13 protein-coding genes and 2 tRNA genes are annotated in these 13539 nt (G+C 71.3%); 2 read left to right on the plus strand and 13 right to left on the minus strand.

All coding sequences use genetic code 11. The annotated features are described in order from the left end of the window. Positions 1-11: 11 nt before the first annotated feature. Positions 12-611 carry a helix-turn-helix domain-containing protein gene (locus ABT061_RS17050; RefSeq protein ID WP_350917995.1) on the plus strand — a complete coding sequence of 200 codons (600 nt, stop codon included), beginning with the start codon at positions 12-14 and terminating at the stop codon, positions 609-611. A gap of 41 nt (positions 612-652) precedes the next feature. On the opposite strand, the gene ABT061_RS17055 is transcribed toward ABT061_RS17050, so the two are convergent. The 5 genes from ABT061_RS17055 to ABT061_RS17075 form a co-directional block, all read right to left on the minus strand. Continuing rightward, positions 653-2461 carry a dipeptide ABC transporter ATP-binding protein gene (locus ABT061_RS17055; RefSeq protein WP_350917998.1) on the minus strand — a complete coding sequence of 603 codons (1809 nt, stop codon included), beginning with the start codon at positions 2459-2461 and terminating at the stop codon, positions 653-655. Between the two features lies 1 nt (position 2462). After that, positions 2463-3302, minus strand: coding sequence for an ABC transporter permease (locus tag ABT061_RS17060; RefSeq protein ID WP_350918001.1), 840 nt, complete (start codon positions 3300-3302; stop codon positions 2463-2465). Between the two features lie 75 nt (positions 3303-3377). Then, a complete protein-coding gene (locus ABT061_RS17065; protein ID WP_350918004.1) occupies positions 3378-4340 on the minus strand; it encodes an ABC transporter permease in 963 nt (320 codons plus the stop codon). Continuing rightward, positions 4340-6343, minus strand: coding sequence for an alpha/beta hydrolase family protein (locus ABT061_RS17070; RefSeq protein WP_350918007.1), 2004 nt, complete (start codon positions 6341-6343; stop codon positions 4340-4342). Before ABT061_RS17070 ends, ABT061_RS17065 begins: the two co-directional genes overlap by 1 nt. Next, the gene (locus tag ABT061_RS17075; protein WP_350918010.1) at positions 6340-7980 is read right to left on the minus strand and encodes an ABC transporter substrate-binding protein; all 1641 of its coding nucleotides are present in this window, start codon (positions 7978-7980) and stop codon (positions 6340-6342) included. The genes ABT061_RS17070 and ABT061_RS17075 overlap by 4 nt, the downstream gene beginning before the upstream one ends. 127 nt (positions 7981-8107) lie before the next feature. Between ABT061_RS17075 and ABT061_RS17080 the strand changes: the two genes are divergently transcribed. Further along, positions 8108-8344 (plus strand): glutaredoxin family protein, encoded by a 237-nt coding sequence (locus ABT061_RS17080; protein WP_030921755.1) that lies wholly within the window; start codon positions 8108-8110, stop codon positions 8342-8344. A gap of 31 nt (positions 8345-8375) precedes the next feature. On the opposite strand, the gene ABT061_RS17085 is transcribed toward ABT061_RS17080, so the two are convergent. The 8 genes from ABT061_RS17085 to ABT061_RS17120 form a co-directional block, all read right to left on the minus strand. After that, the gene (locus ABT061_RS17085; protein WP_350918013.1) at positions 8376-8945 is read right to left on the minus strand and encodes a TMEM165/GDT1 family protein; all 570 of its coding nucleotides are present in this window, start codon (positions 8943-8945) and stop codon (positions 8376-8378) included. Positions 8946-9277: 332 nt separating this feature from the next. After that, on the minus strand, positions 9278-10315 hold the full coding sequence (locus ABT061_RS17090) for a UDP-N-acetylmuramate dehydrogenase (protein WP_350918016.1): 1038 nt from the start codon (positions 10313-10315) through the stop codon (positions 9278-9280). A 36-nt stretch (positions 10316-10351) separates the two neighbouring features. Next, positions 10352-11629 carry a CysS/YqeB C-terminal domain-containing protein gene (locus tag ABT061_RS17095; protein ID WP_350918019.1) on the minus strand — a complete coding sequence of 426 codons (1278 nt, stop codon included), beginning with the start codon at positions 11627-11629 and terminating at the stop codon, positions 10352-10354. Between the two features lie 72 nt (positions 11630-11701). Then, on the minus strand, positions 11702-12130 hold the full coding sequence (locus tag ABT061_RS17100; RefSeq protein ID WP_350918022.1) for a MaoC family dehydratase: 429 nt from the start codon (positions 12128-12130) through the stop codon (positions 11702-11704). Between the two features lies 1 nt (position 12131). Next, complete coding sequence (locus ABT061_RS17105; protein ID WP_350918025.1) at positions 12132-12578, minus strand: MaoC family dehydratase N-terminal domain-containing protein; 447 nt, start codon at positions 12576-12578, stop codon at positions 12132-12134. A 251-nt stretch (positions 12579-12829) separates the two neighbouring features. Continuing rightward, positions 12830-12994 (minus strand): 50S ribosomal protein L33, encoded by a 165-nt coding sequence (rpmG, locus tag ABT061_RS17110; RefSeq protein WP_030921771.1) that lies wholly within the window; start codon positions 12992-12994, stop codon positions 12830-12832. A 79-nt stretch (positions 12995-13073) separates the two neighbouring features. Beyond that, a tRNA-Met gene (locus ABT061_RS17115) sits at positions 13074-13147 on the minus strand. Between the two features lie 201 nt (positions 13148-13348). Next, positions 13349-13421: transfer RNA gene (locus tag ABT061_RS17120), tRNA-Thr, on the minus strand. Between the last annotated feature and the right edge of the window lie 118 nt (positions 13422-13539).

Raw genomic sequence — 13539 nt, forward strand, 5'->3', positions numbered from 1 at the left:
AGGAGACAGACGTGCAGCGCGAGAATGGCATCGCCGTCGGCATGACACCCGCTCCCCCTGAGTCTTCGGGGGTGCGCGGAGCGATCGCCGCCAACCTGCGCCGCACCCGCCTAGCCCGAGGGTTCAGCGTTCGCGAGCTGGCCGAGGTGACCGGCGTGAGCAAGGCGCTCATCTCCCAGGTCGAGCGCGGCGTGGCCAACCCCACGGTCGAGGTGCTGTCGCGGCTCGCGGCCTCCCTGGAACTGACCTTCGGCGAGCTGACCCGGGTCCACCTGACCGGCCCGGAGGTGATCCGCCACGACGAGGGACTCGTCCTCCCCGCCGGGGACACGACGGTCCGCGCCTTGTTCGCGGCCCCCGACCGGCGCCGCTTCGAACTGGCCGAGGGCCACATCCCGTCGGACACCCGCAGCGCCAAGAGCTCCCACGGCCGCGGCTCGGTGGAACACGCCTACGTCGTCTCCGGCGAGGTGACCGTCGAGACCGAGGAGTGGTCGGTCACCATCGCCGCAGGCGACGCCGTGCGCTTCGCCGCCGAGTCCGACCACGTCTACGCCACCGGCTCCGCCGCCTGCCGCGTTCTGACCCTGATCTCGTTCTCCGAGGACTGACGACCGTCACGGGCGGTTCTCCGCCGGAGCGCGCGAGCCGGTCAGTCCAGCCAGTCGCCGGAGCCGTCGGGGACGCTGGCCAGCAACGCCCGGGTGTAGGGATGCTCGGGCGCGTCGAGCACCCGGTCGGCGAGGCCGGTCTCCACGCACGTCCCCGACTCCAGCACGTAGAGCCGATCGGCGATCTGGCGGACCACGGCCAGATCGTGGGTGATGAACAGCATCGCCATGGACAGTCGTTCCCGCAGCTCGGCGAGGAGACCCAGCACCTGAGCCTGGACCGAGACGTCGAGCGCCGACACCGGCTCGTCGCAGATCAGCAGGCGGGGCTCGCCCGCCACCGCGCGGGCGATCGCCACCCGCTGCCGCTCACCGCCGGACAACCCTGCCGGGCGCATCCCGGCCATGTCGCGGGCCAGGCCGACCGACTCCAGGAGCCGGGCGAGGTCGTCCGGCCCGGCGGGACGGCCGTCGGCCCACAGCGCCTCCCGCAGGGTCGCCCCCACGGTCCGGGCGGGGTTGAGCGTCGAATAGGGGTCCTGGAAGATCATTTGTGAGATCCGGCGGGCCTGGCGCACGGCCGCGCGCCCCATCCGCCCGTAGTCGGAGCAATCCGCGCCGCCAAGCAGGATCGCACCCCCGTCCGGACGCTCCAGCCCGGCGACGCATCGGGCCAGCGTGGTCTTGCCCGATCCGGACTCGCCGACCACACCGACGACCTCGCCCGGAGCGACCGTCAGGCTCACGCCCGCCAGCGCCGGGTGCGGGCTCCCGGCGAACCACCGGCGCAGGTCACGCACCTCCAGCACCGGCTCGGCCGCGACCGGCGCTCTGGAGACGACCCCCGGTTCCGGCGCGGGCGGCGCAGGCAGCTCGGCTGCCCGCAGGCACGCCGACAGCCGCCCTTCGCGGACGCGCCCCGACACGCGTACGGGACGTGGCTCCGGCACTCCCGCGCAGCACTCCGGCACGGCCAGCGAGCACCGGTCGGCGAACCCGCACCGCCCTGCCGCCGCGTCGTGCGCGGGGACGGCCCCCGGCACTGAGGGGATCACCGCGAGCCGCCGGTCCGCGGGCGGCTCGGCCGCCAGCAGCGCCCTGGTGTACGGGTGGAACTGCTCATGCCGCACGGCCGCCGCACTGCCGGTCTCCATGACCCGTCCCGCGTACATCACCATGACCCGGTCACAGGTGGAGAAGGCCAGGCGCAGGTCGTGGGTGATGAGGACGAACGCCATGTCCCGTTCGCGCTGGACACGCCGGATGAGGGAGAGAACCTCGCGCTGGGTGGTGGCGTCGAGCGCGGTCGTCGGCTCGTCGGCGACCAGCACCCGCGGCCCTCCGGCCAGCGCGGCGGCCAGCCCGATCCGCTGGCGCATGCCGCCGGACAGCTGGAAGGGGTAGCGCCCCGCGACATTCGCCGGCAGACCCACCTCCGCCAGCAGCCGCGGCACCTCGACGGCCGCGTCCGCGCCCTTCGGCAACCCGTCGGCGATCTGGCGCCCGGCCCGGCGCAACGGGTTGAGCAGGGTGAACGGGTCCTGCATGAGGAGGGAGACCACGCCGCCGCGCTGCCGCCGCCGGGCACGCGGGTCGTCGTCCACCCGCTCGCCCGCGATGCGCACCTGCCCCGTGGCCTCCAGCCCCTGAGGCAGCAGGCCGAGCATCGCACGGACCGTGAGGGACTTGCCCGAACCCGACTCCCCCACGATGGCGACCGACTCTCCGGCCGCTACCTCGAACGACACCTCCGACAGGAGGGTCCGCCCGGTGGAGGGTTGCCGGACCTTGATTCCCTCGACCCGGATCGCGGGCTCGGCGGTCGCCCCGGTTCCGGTGGACTCCTTCATCTCAACGTGCCCTTCCCCGGCGATCGACGCGTTCGTGGAGCCAGTCACCGACGATGTTCAGCGCGGCGGCCGTGAGGATGATGGCGAGGCCGGGGGCGACCACTGCCCAGGGGTTGACGAGCAGTTGGGCCCGATTGTCCGCCAGGGTGCGCCCCCAGTCGGGCGAGCCCGCGGGCACCCCCAGGCCGAGGAAGGACAGCGAGGCCAGGGACACCAGGGCGTAGGCGAAGTTGAGAAACCCGTTGGCCAGCGTGACCGAGGCGATGTTGGGCCAGATCTGCCTCGTCATGATCCGCCACGCGGAGAGGTTCTTGAGCAGTGCCGCCTCGACGTAGGGGCGGTGCCGCTGTTCGAGCACGGCCCCGCGCACCACCCTCGTGTCGGTGGGGGCGAACAGCACGACGAGCACGGCGACCGCCAGGCCGTACCCTCCGCCCAGTACCCCGGCGACGACGATCGCCACCAGCAGGGCGGGCAGGGAGAACATCAGGTCCGCCCAGCGCATGGCCAGCGCGTCGGCCCAGCCGCCGAAGTATCCGGCGGGCAACCCGATGAGGTTGCCGATCAGCATCGACCCGGCGGCGACGCACAGCGCGCCGGGAACGGCCGTACGGGCTCCCGCGACGAGTAGTTCCAGCACGTCGCGGCCAAGGTCGTCGGTGCCGAGCGGATGACCTGGCGCGGGGCCGGTGATGCCGAGCACGAGGTCCTGGTCGGTCGCGCCGGGCACCAGCCAGGGCGAGAGCACCGCGGCCACGGCCACGGCGAGCAGGACGGCCAGCGCGCCGGCCACGGCCACCTGGGGACGGCGCCGCGCGACCGCCGGAAAACGGCCTCTCACGGTGCCCCCTCAGGCGAGATACAGCGAATCACGGCAGCCTCCCACCCGACACGACAGCGTGCCCGCCCGTGGGGCTCACGATGTCCTCCCGCCGAACCGGACCCGGGGGTCGGCCACCGAGTAGCCGATGTCCACCAGCAGATTGACTGCGACGATGAGCAGGGTGAACAGCAGCCCGAGCGCCTGGACGGCCGGGACGTCCTTGAAGGTGACCGAGTCGACGAGCAGCGATCCGAGACCGGGAAGCGCGAACGTCACCTCGACCAGCACGGTCCCGGCCAGCATGCCGGTCACGATGAGCCCGGCCGCGGTGAGGATGGGGACCAGCGAGTTGCGCAGCGCGTATCCGAGGACGGCCGCGCCGCCCAGGCCACGCGCGCGGGCGAAGACCACGTAGTCCTGGTCAAGCTCGCGGATGAGCGCCGCCCTGCTGAAGCGGACGAACATGCCCACGGCGCCGACGGCCAGCGCGACCGCGGGCAGCGTGAGGTGCCACGCCTGGTCGGCCAGGCCCTCGCCCGTCCCGTACACGGGAAACCAGCCGAGCCCCGCGGCGAACACCACGAGCAACAGCAGCCCGACCGCGAAGGGCGGGGCGCTCAACCCCACCACACCGGCGGTGACGACGAGGCGATCGGCGGCCCGGCCCCGCCGCAGCGCCCCGACCACGCCCAGCGGAACCCCCACGAGCAGGGCGAGCAGCGCGCCGTACCCGACGAGCGCCAGGGTGAGCGGCAGCCGCTGGCCGATCATGTCGGCGACCGGCATCCCGGTCCTGACCGAGGTCCCGAGGTCGCCGTGGAGGACGCCGCCGAGCCAGCGCAGGTACTGCGCGGGCAGCGGCTCGTCGAGGTGGTAGCGGGCCTGGATCGCCGCGATGGTCTCCGGGGTGGCGGGGCGGGTGCCCAGCAGGGTCTGCTGGACCGAGCCGGGGGCGAGGTAGAGCAGACCGAACATGCCGACCGACAGCAACGCGACGACGACGACGGTGCCCGCGAACCTGCGCAGCAGGAAGAGAACCCGGTCACGCCCCGCCATCAGAGCACCCCGTTCCCTGTCAGCCACGCGACCACGCGCTCCGCCGCGTCCCCGCGGTGCGCTCCCTCCGTCAGCTCGTGGCCCTCCCGAGGGTAGACGACCAGCTGGGTCCGGACGCCGGCCGCAGACCAGGCACGATAGAGCTGCTCCGCCTGCCCGACGGGGGTGGTGCGATCCTCGGCGCCGTGCAGGATCAGCGTCGGTGTGGTGACCCCGGCCGCGTGGCACACCGGCGAGCGGGCGGCGAGAAACTCCCTGCCCTGGGGCGTGGCGGGGTCGGCCCCTCGGTGGTAGAGGAGGTCGAAGCCGCCACCGAGGTTGCTCGCGGTGGCGAAGCTGAGCCAGTCGCTCACCCCGGACATCACCACGGCTGCCCGGAACCGGCCGGTTCGGGTCACCGCCCACGCGCTCAGGTAGCCGCCGTAGCTGAGCCCCATGACCGCCATCCGCTCCGGGTCCGCGACTCCGGCCGCGACGAGGTGGTCCACCCCCGCGAGGACGTCGCCCAAGTCGTCCTCGCCGAATCGCCCGATGACCCGGCGCGCGTACTCCTGGCCGCGCCCGCTGCTCCCGCGCGGGTTCGGCAGCAGTACGGCCGCCCCCGCGTGCGCGAGCGCGGCGGCGAGCCCGCCGGACTCGGCCGGCGCGAAGGCAGTGGACCACAGCCAGGTCGGCCCTCCATGCACGATCACCACCAGCGGCGACGGCCCCGCCCCGGTCCCGCCGGTTCCCGTGGGGCCGGCGGGACCGCTGGAAGGGGAGAGGTTCGGGGAAACGGCGGGATCGACGGTGACGGCGGGTGAGATCGGCGACCTCCGCAGCAGGAGACCTTGGACGGCGAGGCCGTCCTGGCCGGTCCAGGAGACCTCCTCCTGGTGCACGGCGAGCGGCGCCAGCGCGGCGTTGAGATCGGTGACCTGGCGCCAGTCGCCCTTGGCCACCTGGGCGACCGCCACCTCTGGGGGGCATTCGGCCGTCTCCCAGACGGCGACGGCGAGCGCACCGGTGCGATCCACCGAGAGTGACGGTTGCCCGTCGCGCCCGCCCAGGGTTCCCCAGGAGGTCCAGCGGGTCAGCGGGCGGCCGTCGGCGGTCAGGGTACCGCCGTGCGTGCCGGTACCCGACCACCCGGCGAACCACAGGGTGTCCTCATCCAACCAGCCCAGATCGGTGACGTCGTCGACGGCGGCCAGTGGCGTCGCCTCCCCGGTGACGAGGTCGACGCGGATGATCCGCCCGGAGACGATGGAGAGCCCCTCGACCACGACGGCGGTACGCCCGCCGGGCGCCAGCCGGGGGCGGCTGAGCTGCCAGGAGGTGCGCAGCAGGGTCCGGGGTTCACCGCTCTCGGGATCGACCAGGTCGAGGGCGGGCCGGTAGTACCCGGCGGGCGTCTCGTCGGCCGAGGTGACGGCCAGTACGACGCCGTCCCGCCAATCGGCGTCCCACACGGTCAGGCCGCGCAGCGGCACCGGCCGCAGCTCCCCGTCGCCCACCCGTGCCCACGCGAGCCGCCTGCGCCTGTCGCCCGGCGTGCGGACGAAGGGATCGGTCTCGTCACGGACCCGGAGGCCGAGGTGGCTGCCGTCACGCTCGCTGCCGGGGTCGGCGAACCGCACGAGCACGGTACCGTCACCACCGGGGACGAGGTCCTCGATCTCCCCTCCCACCCGGACCCGCCAGGCGGGGACCGGATCGCCGGGGGAACGGACCTCGACGTGGTCGAGGTCAGGGCCGTCACCGGCGGCGAGCAGCAGCCTCCCGTCCGGCAGCCACCGCGTCAACGCGTGCCATTCCGTCCCCGTGCCCGCCACGGGAACGGGCACCGGGACCGGTCCTCGGCTCCCGCTCTCGGCTCCGGACAGGTCGAGTACGTGTGCGACGGGACGGCCGTCCGGGCGCGGAAGAACGCAGGCGACGCGGGCCCCCTCCGGATCCAGCACCACGGCTTCGGGCACGCGCAGACCGGCGAGTGCGGCGTACGCCTCCAGCGCCGCGGTCATGAGCGGGTGGTGATCTCGGTGGCCCAGGGACCAACGAAGAAGTAGGGCCCGAACTCGCCGGTCCCCACGCCGGGGCCGAAGGCCGTCGCCGCCTCTCCCCACCAGAGCGGCTGGTACGGGACGTCACCCGCGGCCTTGACCAGCGCCTCCCCGAGAAGCCTGCCGCGTGCCGTGTCGTCGGTTCCGGTCTTCGCCTCGTCGAGCAGCCCGGTCACCTCGGCATTGGCATACTCGGCGATGTTCGTGCCGTTCACACCGGTGGCGGCACCGTTCAGGAGCTGCTGGATGTACTCCGCGGGGTCGCCCGTGGTGGCGAAGTACCATCCCAGGTAGACGCCGGAGGCGTGCTTGCCGAGCTCGGCGATCCACTGCTCCAGCGGGACCTCCTTGACCTCAAGGGTGATGCCGATGCCCTTGAGGTTCTCGGCGAGGGTCAGTGCGGCCCTGCCGAGTTGCGGCCCGCTGTTCGGGTAGGTCAGCACGTCGGCGAAGCCGCCGGGCATCGAGGAGGCGGCCAGTTCGGCACGTGCCTTGGCCAGGTCGAACCCGTACTGCGGAATGCTCGCGTACAGGTTCTCCACCTCCGCCTCACCGAGCACACCGCCCCACTGGGCGGGGTCGGTGAGCGTGGTGGCCACCCTGCCGTGACCGCGCAGCACGCTGCGGAGGATTCCCTCCCTGTCGACGGCGTGGGCGACCGCCCTGCGGACGTGGACGTCGTCCCACGGCTTCTTGGCGGTGTTGAAGGCGAGCGTGACGAGGGAGCGATCACTCGCCGCCTTCACCTCGACACCGGGCAGCCCCTTCCACTGGTCGATCTGCTCGGCGGGCACGTTCAGCGCCACGTCAACGGACCCGCCGCGCATGGCGAGGAGCCTGGTCGACTCCTCGGGAACGAAGTCGATTTCAATCCGGCGGTACGGGGCCTTGCCTCCCCACCAGGCATCGTTGCGCTCCAGCGTCACGTGCGAGTCGGGGGCGAACTCCGTCACCCGGTACGGGCCCGTGCCCAGGATCTTCGCGGTGGGAGTGCCGATGCCGTCGCCGGAGACCTCGATGAACTTCCTGCTCGTGACCATGAGGGTGCCTGGCGAGGGCGTCCAGGCGAACGAGGCGTCGGGCCGCTTCAGCGTGATCGTGACCTCGGCCGGCCCGCTCGCGTCGATCTTCTTCACGTTGGCGTACGCGTACGCGAAGGCCGAGGTGGAGCCCTTTCGCGCGTGCAGGTCGAGGCTGGCCACGACGTCGTCCGCGGTCAGCGGCGTCCCGTCGGAGAAGGTCACGCCCTGGCGGATGGCGTAGACATAGGTCGTCGCGTCCTTCCTGGTCCAGGACTCGGCGAGCGATGGCTGGAGGCTGCCGTCGCGCCCCACCCCGACGAGCGCCTCCTGGCACAGGAGCGCGACGACGTAGTTCATGATGCCCGCCTCCTTGCTCGCATCGAGCGAGCCGAGGGAGGAGGGCAGCGCGACCTTGAGGACGTCAAGGGACTTCGCCGCCCCAGCCGAGCCCCCGGCCGCCGGTTCGGGCGACCCGCAGGCCGCGGCGAGGCCGGGGACGGCGGCCAGGCCGCTCACGATGGCGATGGATCTCAGCAGGGACCGTCGGGTGAGGGCGACGTCGGGGAGCTCGGTCACAGGGACCCACTTTCGTGCGACCAGCCAGCCCGCTCAGCTGCTGTGTCTACCATTAACATCCACTTGGCGAGTGAGAATATTCACTGGTCGTCGTTCACGTCAAACCCACCTTTCGAATAGGGAATCCATGTCCTCCCTCACCGTCTACAGCGCTCCGTGGTGCGGTCACTGCCACCGGCTGAAGGCCGCGCTCACCCGCGCGGAGATCCCCTTCGTCGAGGTGGACGTCGACCGGACGCCCGGCGCGATCGAGCTCATCACCGACCTCGGCGGCGGCTCCTGGCTGATCCCCACCGTGCTCCTCCCTGACGGATCCGCGCTGGTCAATCCCAGCGTGCGGGAGATCGAAGCCCGGCTGGCCTGACCGGTCGCCGCTCCGTCGGGGAGGAGCACGGTCAGGCCAGCAGGGGTTCGAGCAGCAGGATCACGCCGAAGACGGCGAACGCGGCGGCGGCGCCGTACCTGATGACCTTCTCCGGCAGGTGCTTGCCGAGCATCCGTCCGACCAGGATGGCCAGGGCGTCGGCGGCGACCATGCCGACGGTCGAGCCGATCCAGGTGCCGAACCAGCCGTGCTGGGTGGCGAGGGTGATGGTGGCGAGCATGGTCTTGTCGCCCAGCTCGGCGAGGAAGAAGGCGACGGTCACGGCGATGATCGCCGATCGGGTGGTGCGCTGCGCCTTCTGGGCCTCCTCGTCCGTCAGCTCGTCCCCGCGCAGCGTCCACAGGGCGAAGCCGAGGAAGGCGATTCCGGCGATGATCGTGATCGCCGTGGTGGGGAGAAGGTCACCGGCCAGCCCGCCGAGACCGACACTGACCAGGTGGACCACCGCGGTGGCCAGGGTGATTCCGGCGAGGACCGGCCACGGCTTGAACCGGGTGGCGAAGGTCATGGCCATGAGCTGGCTCTTGTCGCCCAACTCCGCGACGAAGATCACAACAAGACTGATCCAGAACGCTTCCAATGGAGGGTGCCCTTCCCGCGCGTGCGGCCGGGCTGAAGGGGGGCACCCGGGGAGTTTCGGGCACGACTTCGGCCCGGCGGCATCGATGATTGCCTACCAGGCCGAAGGTCTCGTCCGCCCCGGAGCCGTGAGAGAACGGCCGAATCCGAGGCCCGCGCGACCGGGCGCCCTGGAGCGCCAGTATGTCGATCACGCGATTGGGACTACTCCCCTTCGGGTGTTTCCATCAGACCATAGCAGCCGGGGCAGGATGCTCATTCCCGGGTCCTGCCCCGGCCCCGGAGGCCGACGCCTTCGCAGGTCGACCCCCGGGCAATCCGGCTCCTCAGAGCTCAGAGGCGAGTGCCGACCATCACGGGCTCGTTGACGAGGGTGACGCCGAATTTCTCGAAGACCCCGTCCCTGACCTCGCGGGCGAGATCGAGAAGCTCCTCGGTCGAGGCCGACATCTCCGGATTTGTCATTGCAAGGGTGTGCTTGGTGGAGATGCGTGCCGGGCCGCGCCGGTATCCCTTCGGGAACCCGGCGTTCTCGATCAACCATGCCGCCGGGACCTTGACCGCCCCGTCCGGCATGTCCCAGCGGGGGAACCCCGGCGCCCGCAGCTCCAGCTCGGCGGCCTGTCCGCCGGTCAGGATCGGGTTGGTGAAGAACGACCCCGCGCTGCGGGTGTCCGGGTCGGCCGCGTCCAGGACCATGCCCTTGCCCGCGCGCAGCTCCAGCACCGCCGCGCGAGCCCGCGCCAGCGGTACCCGATCGCCCAGCGCGACATCCAGCCGGACCGCCAGCTCCCGGTAGGCGATCGGACCGGACAGCGCGTCGCCGGCCAGCTCGTAGGTGACCGCGAGCACGACGTGCCGCCCGAGTTCCTCCTTGAACGCGCTGTGCCGGTAGGCGAACCCGCACTCCCGCGCGGTCAGGTCCCGCACCTCGCCGCTCCGGCGGTCGTAGACCCGGACAGCGATGATCGTCTGGGAGACGTCCTGCCCGTAGGCGCCGACGTTCTGGATCGGTGTGGACCCGACCAACCCGGGGATGCCGGACAGGCACTCCACTCCCGAGCGGCCCTCCGCCCCCATGCGCTCGACCAGTGAGTCCCAGTCCTCGCCCGCCTGCGCGGTGACCCGGTCCCCGTCGATCTCAACGCCCTGGGAGGCGACACGCACGACCAGGCCGTCGAACCCCTCGTCGGAGACGACCAGGTTGCTGCCGCCGCCGAGCACGAGCACCGGCTCGCCCGCCCGGTCGGCCTCGGCCACCAGCTCGACGATCTCCTCGGCCGACCTGGCCTCCACGAACGCCCTGGCCGCTCCGCCCAGCCCAAGCGTCGTGTACGGCGCCAGCCGTACCCCTGCCACCCGCTCCGTCATACGCTTCCCCACACCCGGCAGAAATCCGCGACCAGCCTACGGGGAGCGCAGCAGCCTCAGCACCCGGTCGTAGGTCCGCCGCGACTCCCTGTCGCGATATTCGGGGTCGACGTCGTCCTGACCGCGGTGCCGCTCCTGATGGACCGGGAGGTCCTTGCCCAGGCCGACCAGGATGCCGGGGAGCCCGAGCGAGAACTCCAGGTCGGCGTTGCGGTAGTAACGAGCCTCGGCGGGGAAGCCGCCCGCGGCGAGCGCCGTGTCGCGCCTGACCGCGATCAGGTGGCCGAGCAGTGCCCGGACCTCGCCCGGCTCGGCCTCCAGCCACTCCTGACCGTCCTCGCGAGGGTTCACGCCCTTCCAGCCCGCCGCGGTGATGTCGTCGTCCAGCGCCTTGACCAGCGGGGTGATGGCGTCGCCTGCCAGGATCATCGAGGTGTCCATGACGACGTGCACGTCAGAGGTGTCGAGACGGAGTAGCTTGTCACGGCTCTCCCCCCACCCGGCGGAGCCGCCCCTCCAGTGCGGGAGCTCGGCCACGTGCCATGCCTCCACCCGATGGGGGAACTCCCGCACCAGCTCCTGCAGGACGGCTCCGGCTCCGTCCAGGTTCCCCAGGTCGAGGGCGAGGATCCTGGCCTCCGTACGGGCGACCAGGGCGCGTACGCACTCGCGCAGCTCTTCTGGCCGGCCGTCGACCAGCAGCGCGACGGTCACCGTCGAGTGCGCGGCCCTCGGCTCCTCGACCTCGGCGGGGGCGACGATGGTCTCGTCGAGCCGGGAGACCGACAGGCTGGCGTCCCAGAGCAACTGGGAGGAGACCATCCACTCGGGATGACCGTGGAGATCGTCCGACCGGCCGACCAGCTCGGAGCCCTCGGGCCTCGGCCGGGGTGCCGCCTCGGTCTCGGCGACCCGCTCCGCGTCCAGGGCTCCGAGCCGCCCGGGGTGACGCCCCGGATCCGCGGTCTCGGCGACCTGTCCGGCATCGGCGGATCCGTCCCGCCCGCGGGCTGCGTCTTCGGTGCCGGTGTCCGCGGAGGTACCCGGCCGCGCACCGGAACCGTCCCGCCCGGCCGCTGGGGAACCCTCGCGCCTCCCGGCAGCCGAGGCGTTCTCGGGCAGGGAACGGAGCGTGGGCCACGCCTCGAAGGGGGGTACGGGGATGAGCTCGAAGCCGACCGCGGTGTCCTGGACGAGCCAGCCCTCGGCTCTGATCTCGTCGCGGAGCGCGTCGGCCATGGCATGGTCGTGCTCGGCTCGCGCCCTGGCCCATCGCTCGGCCAGGCTGGTCACCTCAGGTGGTACTTCGCTCATGCTGGGGACGCTACCCACGGACCGGGAGAAGATTCGGCCCCGGCCCGCGAGCATGCCCTCGCCCGGCGACCACTACGACAGCTGGACCACCGCGCGGGCCTTGGACAGGACCCGGGAGTCGTTGGACCTGGCGGTCAGGGCGACCACCACGCGCTTGTCCTCGAGCTTCTCCTCGATGATCCCGCTCACCGTGATGACGGCGCCCTGGTCGTCATCCGGGACGACGACCATGGAGGAGAAGCGCACCCCGTAGTCGACGACCGCGCCCGGGTCGCCCGCCCAGTCGGTGACGAACCGTCCGCCCTGGGCCATGGTGAACATGCCGTGGGCGATGACGTCCGGCAGCCCGACGGTCTTGGCGAAGCGCTCGTTCCAGTGGATGGGGTTGAAGTCACCGGACGCCCCGGCGTACATCACCAGGCTGGCGCGGCGCACCGGGTAGTCGGCGGGCGGGATCTCCTGACCCGTCTCGACCTCGTCGTACTTGACAGTCGCGGCCATCTCAGCCCGCCCCTCCACGCTCGACGATGGTGTTGTAGGTCGTGCACACGGACTCGCCGTCGACGGTGCTGACCTCGCTCTTGACGGTGATCAGCTCATTGCGGCCGGCGCTGCGGATGTCGGTCACGGTGGAGACGCTGACCAGCTCGTCCCCGGCGTGGATCGGCCGCCGGTACTCGAAACGCTGCTCGCCGTGGACCACCATGGCGAAGTTCAGCCCGAGCTCGGGGTCGGCCAGGATCGACCCCCCGGCCAGGCTGAACACGATGGGAAAGGTCGGCGGGGCGATCACGTCGGGGTGCCCGGCCGCCTGGGCGGCCTCCCTGTCCCGGTAGATCGGGTTGTCGTCGCCGATCGCGGCGGCGAACTCTTTGATCTTCACGCGGCTGACCTCGTACGGCGAGGAGGGCGCGGACGCCCGCCCGACGAAGTCACGGTTCAAGGCCATCGTGCTCCTTTGCGGATACCGGTGGGTCAGGCCGACAGTAACAGAACAAGATTCCAGGGTGTGCCCTCGGGGCCACCAGGAAACCGTAGCCCGAAGCCACTACGGCCCCACCTGTCCGCCGCGGTCAACAGCCGAGCGGAAAAGCTGTGCGGATACGACAAACCGGCGCCCGCCTGAGGACGCCGGTTTTCGTGGAGTATGTGCGTGCCCATCAGACACTCATCTCCCACCGGAGCGGGAGGCTTCGCGGACTAGCGGGTCTCGCGGTGCGCCTGGTGCGTCTTGCAGTTCGGGCAGTACTTCTTCAGCTCAAGCCGATCCGGGTCGTTGCGCCGGTTCTTCCGCGTGATGTAGTTGCGGTGCTTGCACTCCTGGCAGGCCAGCGTGATCTTCGGCCTAACGTCGGTGGCAGCCACTTGGGAGTGCCTTTCTACGTTCGGGACAGTGGACAACCCACGGCAGAGCCCCTCTGTGGGAGGGGACCCCGGTGGGTAGTAGCGGAGGCCGGACTTGAACCGGCGACACAACGATTATGAGCCGTTTGCTCTGCCTGACTGAGCTACTCCGCCTTGAGGCCGATGAAATCGACCGACCTCGCAAGGATACCCGACCCGCTGAGTGCCTACGTACTTGTGCAGGTCAGGGCGATCTCTTCTGGGTTACCCCAGTATGCCCGTTCGCGCGTCGGGAACCTTGAGTGTTTTCTGGCTGACCTAAAGGTCAACCAAGCCGAAAGCCCCAACCCGAAGGTCAGGGCTTTTAGGCTGTTGAGCCCCTTTACGGAATCGAACCGTAGACCTTCTCCTTACCATGGAGACGCTCTGCCGACTGAGCTAAAGGGGCCTGTCCGTGTCGCTCTCGCTTGCGGACAGGTGTAACCATACACGGCTCCGGAGCGGGATGCGAAATCAATCGAGGACCGTCCGGATCACCACACGCCCTCCCCCGAGGATCCCCGCGA

This window comes from Streptosporangium sp. NPDC002544, from assembly GCF_040295965.1.
Lineage (GTDB): Bacteria > Actinomycetota > Actinomycetes > Streptosporangiales > Streptosporangiaceae > Streptosporangium.

Excerpts from the sequence above, each read along its gene's own strand:
- ABT061_RS17055 (WP_350917998.1), bottom strand. The coding sequence starts at position 2,461 with ATGAAGGAGTCCACCGGAACCGGGGCGACCGCCGAGCCCGCGATCCGG.
- ABT061_RS17065 (WP_350918004.1), bottom strand. The coding sequence starts at position 4,340 with ATGGCGGGGCGTGACCGGGTTCTCTTCCTGCTGCGCAGGTTCGCGGGC.
- ABT061_RS17070 (WP_350918007.1), bottom strand. The coding sequence starts at position 6,343 with ATGACCGCGGCGCTGGAGGCGTACGCCGCACTCGCCGGTCTGCGCGTG.
- ABT061_RS17080 (WP_030921755.1), top strand. The coding sequence starts at position 8,108 with ATGTCCTCCCTCACCGTCTACAGCGCTCCGTGGTGCGGTCACTGCCAC.
- ABT061_RS17090 (WP_350918016.1), bottom strand. The coding sequence starts at position 10,315 with ATGACGGAGCGGGTGGCAGGGGTACGGCTGGCGCCGTACACGACGCTT.
- ABT061_RS17095 (WP_350918019.1), bottom strand. The coding sequence starts at position 11,629 with ATGAGCGAAGTACCACCTGAGGTGACCAGCCTGGCCGAGCGATGGGCC.
- ABT061_RS17100 (WP_350918022.1), bottom strand. The coding sequence starts at position 12,130 with ATGGCCGCGACTGTCAAGTACGACGAGGTCGAGACGGGTCAGGAGATC.
- ABT061_RS17105 (WP_350918025.1), bottom strand. The coding sequence starts at position 12,578 with ATGGCCTTGAACCGTGACTTCGTCGGGCGGGCGTCCGCGCCCTCCTCG.